Here is a 9,723-nt window from a genome sequence, read left to right as displayed (position 1 = left end):
TCTAGTTACTGACTATTCTAGCTTGGTGTCTCTGGATCCCCCGATCTGCTAAACTAGAACGGATGGTATTATAGAACATGCCGAGGATTTCGTCGTCCATGGGTGTCATCCATTCGGCCGGATGTCTAATTTGAATTGGATCATTTAACAACACTTGTGACCATTCTACAGTGCGAATATCGTTTCTAACTGGATCATATAGGCCAAAAGCAACTAATAGGCCCGCCACTCCATGCACGACATGTATTAGCGATGGTGCGATTAACTCGGCTATCGGTCCCCCCGTTGTCACTAAGGCCAACCCGCCAACAGTTATCATTACGAATCTTCTATATTCAGATACTACATACTCGGAATAAATGAAGTAACAAAGCTCTAGGATAACGATGACTCCGATCACCAGATTGTACCAAGCAAAGGTATCTAGTCCGTCCATTCACTATCACCGGTTGTTATTTTCTGTCGGAGCTGACGATGGCGTATTATCATTAGCCCAATAAATATAGCAATTATTGTATTAATGGCGCTTCTGAATACGTGAAGAGCAAAAGGCTCCACTTCAGTGGCGAGGAGCAACACGTGATACGTCGCCATTGCGACCATACCGAGGGTGAGGAGAGCAATCGCCGTTCCGAAAGGTGAGTTGCGGAAGATCCGCCAGGAAAGGAGTGCGAACACGCCAGCTACAGTACTAATTATGATTACGATAGGGATGCTGGCATATTGGATCACAGGATGGACCATAGTGTAGACATCACCACCGTTGCCTGTCAAACTACACCATGAAATCGCGCCGGTGAAAAACGCGTTGCTGGTGGGTCAATCTAATACCGCATTATAGTACTGGGAAGCAACGTCGGGAATTAGAAAACAGGTGTGAGTGCACCAGTACTAGGTTATCTGTACTAATACGAGAGTTGATTCTTGTCGAACCACGTGTGGTGGCAGTAATCTCGTATAACCCAAGCCTCACCGATTACGACGACGCTAACACCCTCGTCGAATTCTACTCCTCACCACTTCACCCACTGATTTGGGATGTGGATAACAAAACGGGATCATCTCAAGTAAGCAAATGCGATGGCACTAACTGAAATCGACCACGTGAGCGAGAACGAGGAGATGCAACAGTGTATCGACGCCTGCTTCGAGTGTGCTCAGGCATGCGAGTGGTGCGCTGATGAGTGCGCCGATGAAGGTGAGGGAATGGCCGAGTGTCTCCGCCTTTGCCGGGACGTCGCTGACCTGACGACCATGCACGCGCGATTCATGGCCCGAAACTCCGGATACAGTTCGGATATCGCCGCAATCACTGCTGATGCCTGCGAGGAATGCGCTGACGAATGTGAGCAGCACGATGCCGAACACTGTCAGGTCTGTGCAGACGTCCTCCGCGACTGCGCAGAGACCTGTCGGAACATGGCATCGGCCTAGGGTTCCAAACACCTCGATTTGTAGCTTCAAGACTGAACAGCTCTCAACCGAATTCCCACAAATACTAGGCGATGGGCCCGATAGCGAGGTACACAGCCGGCAGCAACGTTGTACTCGGATGCTGGTTAGTTGCTAGTTCAATCATCTTCGGAATGCCAGCGATCAGTCGTTGGAATGCTGTACTCGTCGGCCTTGTGATCGTTCCCATCGCCGGCTACAATTTTTATAAGGCTGATAGACGACACCCATTGAATTCAACTGGGGCTGGACTTGTCACAGTCCTCGGATTCTGGCTCATCGTCGAACCGTTCGTACTCAGACTTGAGGGACTACCATTGTGGCACGACGTCATTTTAGGCACGCTTATAGCGAGCTTTGGGAGCTACAATACATACATTGCAGCTATCACCGGACAGACCTCGTCTTTCCGGATAGCTACGGGATAGAGCGTTTGATTCACTCACAACCACCGAATCGGCAATGAGGGACAGTCTGCACTCGCATCAACAATGAAATTACTTGACACGACGTACAAACGGCTTGAAGAATACGCCACAATCGGCAACGGGAATATGGTCGTTTTAGTCGGCCATAATGGCTCAATCGACTGGTGTCCGTTACCTCCCGTAGAGTCATCGAGTGTTTTCACTGCGCCACTCGATTCCGATCGAGGAGATTCCCCCGCCAACCGCAGCCGGTACCGCCGATCTCCCAACCGAAGGTCGCCACTCGTACGATCATCTGGACTATCGATACATCGGCGAACACTTGCCTTGATTACTGGATTTGTCGCAGTAGTCATAAGCGTAGTTCTCGGTCAACGCCTTCTCACCCTCGACAATGATGCAGAGACAGAAACTAATGATAGGAAGACGATATACGGATTACAATAGCTGCTGTATTTACTGAGTAAACTCATGGACGATCACAACCACTCAACGAACGGCGAAAATCCGTCTGAAGACCACTCTGACCACAATCATCGATGCACCAAAACCAACGAGACAGGTGGTGCCGAGGGGGAATCAGAACCTCAAGTAGAACAGTCGATGCTTGAGGAAGAGGCAACGGACGCAAATGAAGCCGAACAAGCGATTGAGAAACAACACGAACACCAGATGGATCATGACGAAGGAGGTCATGGCCACGGTGATCATGGTGGAATGCACGAGGGCCACGAAGAGATGTTCCGCCGTCGGTTTTTCATCTCGACGCTGCTCTCGATTCCGGTCCTCCTCTACAGCGAGATGCTCCAGGAATGGCTGGGATTTTCCGTTCCAGCGTTTCCCGGAAGCGAGTGGATTAACCCGGTTTTCGCGGTAATCGTCTTTGCGTATGGTGGCATCCCCTTCCTCCGGATGGCCGCCCCCGAGCTGCGGGATCGGTCGCCGGGGATGATGACGCTCATCTCGATGGCGATCTCAGTCGCGTTCGTCTACAGTTTGGCGAGCATCGTCCTCCCGACCGAGTCAGCGTTCTTCTGGGAACTGGTGACTCTTATCGACATTATGCTTCTCGGTCACTGGATCGAGATGCGCTCGGTTCGACGGGCCCAGAGTGCGCTCGATGAACTCGCGCAGCTCATGCCCGACACTGCCGAACGGATTACCGAAGACGGTGAAACCGAAGAAGTCCCGGTGAGCGAACTTTCCGAAGGCGACCTCGTCCTCGTGCGACCCGGTGCCAGCGTTCCCGCCGACGGCGTCGTTGAGGAGGGGGACTCGGACGTGAACGAGTCGATGATCACCGGCGAATCGATGCCGGTTTCGAAGGAACCAGACGACGAGGTGATCGGCGGGACTATCAACGGCGATGGGAGTCTTCGCGTCCGTATCGAAGCAACGGGCGAGGAGACGACCCTCGCGGGGATCATGCGCCTCGTCGAAGAAGCACAAGGGAGCAAGTCGCAGACGCAAGTACTCGCCGATCGAGCCGCCGGCTGGCTGTTCTACGTTGCTGTAGCGGCAGCAGCCGTGACCGCCGTCGCGTGGACAATCGCCGTGTCGTTCAATGCAACGGTCATTGAGCGAGTCGTCACCGTCCTCGTGATCGCGTGTCCGCACGCACTCGGGCTCGCCATCCCGCTCGTGGTTGCAATCAACACTTCACTGGCCGCCCGAAACGGGATGCTGGTACGGGATCGTATCGCCATGGAAGAAGCGCGAAACTTGGATGCGATCATCTTTGACAAAACAGGAACGCTCACCGAGGGCGAACACGGCGTCGTCGGTACAGCGACCGCGGACAGTATCGACGAGGGAGAGGCGCTAGCTCTCGCAGCGGCGGTTGAAGGGGACTCGGAACACATGATCGCCCGTGCCATCCGTGAAGCAGCTGCTGAACGAGGTGTTAGCGTTCCCGAGGCGGAGGACTTCGAAGCGATGAAAGGTCGTGGAGTTCGCGCGCGGGTTGGAGGTGAAGAGGTCTACGTTGGCGGTCCGAACCTTCTGACCTACCTCGAAACTGATGTCCCGTCGGAGCTGCGGCGATTTGCCGATGAAGCCGGGGAAAACGGACAAACTGTCGTATACATCGTTCGAAATCAAGAGCCGATCGCCGCCTTCGCCATGGCGGACGTAATCCGAGACGAGAGCTACCGGGTCGTCGATGCGCTCCACGAACTCGATATCGAAGTGGCGATGCTGACCGGCGACTCGCAGGACGTGGCCAATGCAGTGGCCGACGAACTGGGAATCGATACTGTGTTCGCGGAGGTACTGCCAGATGACAAAGACGAGAAAGTCCAGGAGCTACAGAACCAAGGCAAACTCGTGGCGATGGTCGGCGACGGTGTCAACGACGCTCCCGCGCTGACTCGGGCAGACGTCGGCATCGCTATTGGAAGCGGGACAGACGTAGCTGTTCAGTCCGCAGACGTGATCCTCGTGCAGAACAATCCGATGGACGTTGCCCGTCTCGTGAAGCTGAGCAAGGCGAGCTACCGGAAGATGCAGGAAAACATTGTCTGGGCCGCCGGGTACAACGTCTTTGCTATCCCGTTAGCCGCGGGTGTTCTCGCGCCAATTGGGATCTTACTCTCGCCAGCAGTTGGTGCGATCCTAATGTCATTCAGTACGGTTATTGTCGCAATCAACGCGCAGCTACTCCGTCGCGTCGATCTTTCCATCCCGAGTTTGCCAGGCGTGTCATCAGCTAAAGGCGCACAACCATCCGATTAGAATGATCGACTATCGATAGCAACTAATCATCATATCACTCATTCGGTGAAATGAACTCAATCTATCTCACTCTTGGTGTAATTCTTCTCATCGGAACCATAATCGACCTTCTCTGGACAACACTCTGGGTTGAGGGCGGCGCTGGTCCACTCACGTCTCGTTTGATGGTGTGGACGTGGCGATCACTACGACTGATCGGTACCCAAAACTCACGGCTGCTCAGCCTCTCAGGACTGTTAATCCTCGTGCTGAGCCTCGGGGGATGGGTTTTACTGCTCTGGTGCGGATGGACGCTTATTTTCGCTGGGGCAGAGAACATCCTCCTCGATACACTCAATCGCGGTCCTGTGTCGTGGACCGATAGGATCTATTTCGTCGGATACACGGTTTTTACGCTTGGAATTGGCGATTTCGCTCCACGAGAAGGGATCTGGCAGGTAATTACGATACTCGCAACGGGAAGTGGGTTGCTCTTCGTAACGCTTAGCGTCACCTATACGCTGTCAGTTCTCGATGCAGTCACCCAGAAACGCGCGTTCGCCACCAACATAAGTGGATTCGGCACGCAAAGCGAGGAGATCGTTCGAACGGCCTGGAACGGAGAGGAATTTCAAGGGCTTGATCTGCCTTTGAACACATTCGTAACCCAACTTACTATCCTTACAGAGAATCACAAAGCCTATCCCGTTCTTCACTACTTTCACAGCGCTCAGGCCGACCGATCCCCGGCCGTCGAAATCACGGTCCTTGATGAAGCCTTGACGCTCATCCGGTTCGGCGTCCCAGAGGAACACCAACCGAGTGAGATCGTCGTTCGAAGCGCCCGCAAAAGCGTCGAGAGCTACCTCGAAACGCTGCACAAGACGTTCGTCGATCCTGCGGACAGTCCCCCTCCCTCACCAGATCTCGGGGCCCTCAGTGAAGCAGGTATCCCAACTGTTTCGAACGAAGAATTCGAGAGATCGCTTGACGAGTTAAATATGCGTCGGCAAACACTGCTTGGTCTCGTCGAATCGGATACCCGGCAATGGCCTACAAAACGAGATACCTGAATTCCACTATAGCCAAAGACCGTAACCTTCGAAACGCATTATCCCAGTTCAGCGACAGTCTTTATATGGCTCTACGTTAGGATATGTTATAGGAGATACCTATGGCTGAATCTGAAACCCATGAGAACGAATTTCGCTCGACCCTCGCCGGGATTACTGTCGAAGGACGTGCTCACTCCCTTAGTGCGTGGTTCGTCCTCGCGTTGCGTTTAGTCATAGGGTTCGCGTTCTTTTATTCTGGTGCCGAGAAAGTCATTGGCGACTTCGATGCACAACCATATCTCGTAAACGTTGCTGGAACGAACGGCAATCCCCTCGAAGGACTGTTCCTCTGGATGGGGCAAACCCCCTGGTTCGTGGATTTCGTAAACATCGCGGTCCCGTGGGGAGAAGTTGCAATCGGACTCGGTATTCTAGTTGGGTTCCTCACTCGCTTGGCAGCCTTTTTCGGTGCACTCATGATGCTCTTTTTCTACTTCGGTAACTGGGACTTGGCGCATGGTCCGATAAATGCCGATTTCATGTACATGCTCGTGTTTCTATCAGTCGCTGCATTCGGAGCTGGACGCCTTCTTGGCTTAGATGGATATGTTGAACAATATGAGATCGACGGCCAACCTTTGATCAAGAAGTATCCGCTTCTTGAGTATGTCCTTGGATGAGCTACTCCACCCTACCTACCTCCAGTTATTTCCCAACGTACCTTGAGGTACGGTTCCTGCAGCAATGACGGAACTTGCAAGATCTATGTCTCGATGACCGTGCCTATCGCGGTTGTAGACTAGAAGAGTGCAAAAACAGAATGACGAAACTGAATGCGACTACGATGCCAACAACAGCATAGATGTGATTTACAGGCAGTACAAGGCCACTACTTACGATTGCCCCGGTTGCGAGGATGGCGTATCCAATCGAACGAGTCTCCCGACGTTGATTCTGTACTATGCCTCGGGTTATCGCTGTACGTTCCTGCTCCTGTGCGTCCAGTTCGCGTTCCAGTTTCGTGGGAAGGCGGAGAAGAGCCCAGAGAGAGGCTTCAATGTCGGATCGGGCTTCAGCGAGTTTCATCCGGGCTGCTCGCTGGAGGAAGCCGTGTTCGCGGAGGAATATCTGTGCGGCTGCGAGGAAGTCAAAGCTTGGATCGAGCTGCCTGAGAACGCCCTCACCAATTGAGCCTACCCGGATAACTAGCATGACGTCTGGGGGAAGGCGAAATGGAAAGTCGTGGAGCATTCCGATCACGACGTCGATGATCTGTTGCCAGTTTACCGACTCGCTCCCCTCCAAATCCTCGATGATTAACTCAATAACATGTCCAACGGCGACCCTATCCGCGTCAGGATCGAGGGCACCCAGGGAAACGAGTTCATCGATTATGGCTTCGACGTTTCGATTCACAGCGGCTAGATAAAGATTCACGACACTCGATTGCATCTCTGGCGTAAATCTACCACTCATCCCGAAGTCATAGAGGACGATTCGACCCTCATCATCTACGGCAAGGTTCCCTGGATGAGGATCACCGTGGTAGACACCGTGTTCGAGGCCCATCGTAAAGTATGCATCAGCAACCGTCTGCGCAACGGTCTCTGGATCATGCCCATTTGCTTTGAGTCTATCAACGTCTGTAATCTTCGTCCCTCCCACATACTCCATGGTGAGAACACGCTCCGAAGATACATTGTGATAGACGTGTGGGATATGGACTGTCTCGTTATCATCGTCAGCGAAGTTTGACTGGATCTCATTCATCATCCGGGCTTCCCGTTCGAAGTCGAGTTCTTCTAAGATGATACGGTCAAAGTCATTCGCCATGTTTTGAAGTGAGAACTGGAGGCGATCAGGAGCAATGAGTAGTGCAAGCGGAGTTAGTCGGCTGATGATACGGAGATCGGTCTCGATGAGGTCCTTGATTCCGGGACGCCTAACCTTTACGACAACTTGTTCTCCCTCGTAGGTTGCCCGATAAACCTGTGCCAGTGATCCACCGGCAATCGGTTCCGGGTCGAAATCGTCGTAGGAGTGATACCCGATATCCTCGGCGAGAGCCGGAATCATTTCACGATACGGACCTGCTGGAATAGCATCTTGGAGCGTAACGAACTCTTCTGCATACACCTGTGGGACGAGGTCAGGTCGAGTCGAAAGGACTTGCCCGATCTTCACGAATGTCGGCCCAAGATCAAGCATTGTATCTCGCAGGCGTTGAGCGCGCCGTTCGTGTTCGCCACGAGATACAGAACGGGATTCACCGACAAGGAGAAACTGACGTCGATCACGAAGAAAGAGTATTGCGAATGGGGCAAGTTTACCGAGGATCCTGACCAGTCGAAGAAAAAATCGAAGCATTGTGTCGTCGTAGAATTATTCCGCCCACTCTTAATAGGTATGTGCTACAGCTACTTCGAAATGTCTAATCAATAGAGCGACCAACCGCAGGTAAAATGCCGATAGATCCGGTCTGCGGGATGGAACTAACACCCGACGATGCAGCGACTTCCGTCCGATACAGCAATGCGACGTATTACTTCTGTAGCGAAGAATGCCGACAACGATTCGAAGAACGGCCGACGATATATACAGAGTAACAGTTTTCCGGGCCAATCGCCACGGTTTTCGGTATCTCAGGTTGGGGTCTGCCGGTCTATAATACGATCTGCTCGCTCATTTGGAACATCCGCTTTCACGGCCGAATAGATGTATCGATGGCTGTGTCGTTCGAAAGACGCGTGTACCTTTCTGAATCACAAGAGAACACCATCCTTTCAAACCATCACACATCCGTTAGTCTAATTCTGGTTGTGGGGGGCTCAGAATTACTCCACGTTAGAGATAAATCACATCGTGTTTTACCTTTATAATCTTCGGTACAGATCTGAGAGTTTGTGACGATGATACAGTATTCCTACAGCGGCTATAAACAGGACTGTAGCAGTTTCGTATCCATAAACACCGAGTAGTAACACAGTAGAAGAACCACTAACGCCGCTTGTGAGTAATGGAGCAAACAGTGGTCCAACACAGGCGGGGCACGCTGCGATCCCGAGAACGCCTCCAATTGCTGAACGAGCGAGGTCGAGTAGCGCATCGTAAACGAGATACGACATAGCAAGGAGACCTGCTAATTGGTATGGAATTACAGTCAATGTGATAAAATCACCAGTATACAGGAAAACTGGACTCCATCCCAGTGATCGGCCCCACGTCATTCCAATACCATTCGTACCAGTGAGTTGCCCGAGGTGAGATGTACCTGGGCCGATTAACCCAGAGAGATAGAGCAGAAGGAGCAAGTACGTGATACTGGAAATAGCAGCAAGGAACTGAACGAATGGTCGCACCGAAACAGGGTGAGTATGCCAGATAACCCACACGGAGACGGTGGTCCAGATAAATGGGATGAGAAAATGCGTGATCCGGACACCTATATCACCCGTGACGTATGCGTAAATAAGACCGCCGATTATCTGAATAGCGAATAGCGTGTTAAACCAGGTGGCAGTCAAGAGAAGCCGCCTAAGAGAATTACTCTCGAATGTTGGTTGCGTCATAGTTATGGAAATCCAAAGTATTGTTCACCTCTCAAGCTCTTATAGTGACTAAAAGGTTACTGAGCAAAAAACGATTTGAATTGCGTACATTTCTCCAAACCGACGGTCCATACTGAAATCCAAGTCTGAGAGAATATAAACCCGAACTATATTGGGCTAGGTCCCGATTCTATTTGCATGCCATCTGGACCACATTTGACTGGTTTCGACAAGACCTATGACTAATACGTTATGTTTAAAAGAACGACTATCGAGGAGAGATTTCGAACGGCACAGACGGACGAGATACGCACTATAATCAAATCTTTGACCGATAGAAACGAACCACGCATTAATAAAAGGAATAACTCTGAAACAACCACAAATAACCTGCTAAGACAATGCCAGTAGACCCGGTTTGCAGTATGGAAGTCCCTGAGTCTAATTCAGAAACCGTCATTACCATCCGTTCTAGTTTAGCGACTGGCTGAAACGGAGATCACGCCGAAATTGCGTCGAGTCTGACCG

General features: G+C 51.8%; 8 protein-coding genes. 6 read left to right on the top strand and 2 right to left on the bottom strand.

Going from position 1 to position 9,723, the window contains the following annotated elements; translation table 11 throughout:
• Positions 1 to 1,080 precede the first annotated feature (1,080 nt).
• From PGX04_RS31435 to PGX04_RS31420, 5 genes are all read left to right on the top strand, one after another.
• Positions 1,081 to 1,434 (top strand): four-helix bundle copper-binding protein, encoded by a 354-nt coding sequence (locus PGX04_RS31435; protein WP_273742067.1) that lies wholly within the window; start codon positions 1,081 to 1,083, stop codon positions 1,432 to 1,434.
• Between the two features lie 71 nt (positions 1,435 to 1,505).
• Positions 1,506 to 1,880, top strand: a complete 375-nt coding sequence (locus tag PGX04_RS34880; protein ID WP_425498472.1) for an SPW repeat domain-containing protein — start codon at positions 1,506 to 1,508, stop codon at positions 1,878 to 1,880.
• 471 nt (positions 1,881 to 2,351) lie between these two features.
• Positions 2,352 to 4,613: a heavy metal translocating P-type ATPase gene (locus PGX04_RS31430; protein ID WP_377043797.1), complete on the top strand. Its 2,262-nt coding sequence runs from the start codon at positions 2,352 to 2,354 to the stop codon at positions 4,611 to 4,613.
• A gap of 50 nt (positions 4,614 to 4,663) precedes the next feature.
• Positions 4,664 to 5,665 (top strand): potassium channel family protein, encoded by a 1,002-nt coding sequence (locus PGX04_RS31425; protein ID WP_273742066.1) that lies wholly within the window; start codon positions 4,664 to 4,666, stop codon positions 5,663 to 5,665.
• Between the two features lie 101 nt (positions 5,666 to 5,766).
• Entirely contained in the window at positions 5,767 to 6,327 is a 561-nt protein-coding gene (locus tag PGX04_RS31420) for a DoxX family protein (RefSeq protein WP_273742064.1), read from the top strand.
• Positions 6,328 to 6,430: 103 nt separating this feature from the next.
• Here the strand turns inward: PGX04_RS31420 and PGX04_RS31415 are convergent, their stop codons facing one another.
• On the bottom strand, positions 6,431 to 7,855 hold the full coding sequence (locus PGX04_RS31415) for an ABC1 kinase family protein (RefSeq protein ID WP_273742063.1): 1,425 nt from the start codon (positions 7,853 to 7,855) through the stop codon (positions 6,431 to 6,433).
• 254 nt (positions 7,856 to 8,109) lie between these two features.
• Between PGX04_RS31415 and PGX04_RS34875 the strand changes: the two genes are divergently transcribed.
• Positions 8,110 to 8,253, top strand: a complete 144-nt coding sequence (locus tag PGX04_RS34875) for a YHS domain-containing protein (RefSeq protein WP_377043794.1) — start codon at positions 8,110 to 8,112, stop codon at positions 8,251 to 8,253.
• A gap of 267 nt (positions 8,254 to 8,520) precedes the next feature.
• On the opposite strand, the gene PGX04_RS34870 is transcribed toward PGX04_RS34875, so the two are convergent.
• Positions 8,521 to 9,216, bottom strand: a complete 696-nt coding sequence (locus PGX04_RS34870; RefSeq protein WP_425498471.1) for a DUF7546 family protein — start codon at positions 9,214 to 9,216, stop codon at positions 8,521 to 8,523.
• Positions 9,217 to 9,723 lie beyond the last annotated feature (507 nt).

The sequence above is a fragment of the Natrinema soli genome, from assembly GCF_028618695.1.
The sequence above is the reverse complement of the archived record's forward strand: the minus strand, read 5'-3'. Positions and strand labels throughout refer to the sequence as shown.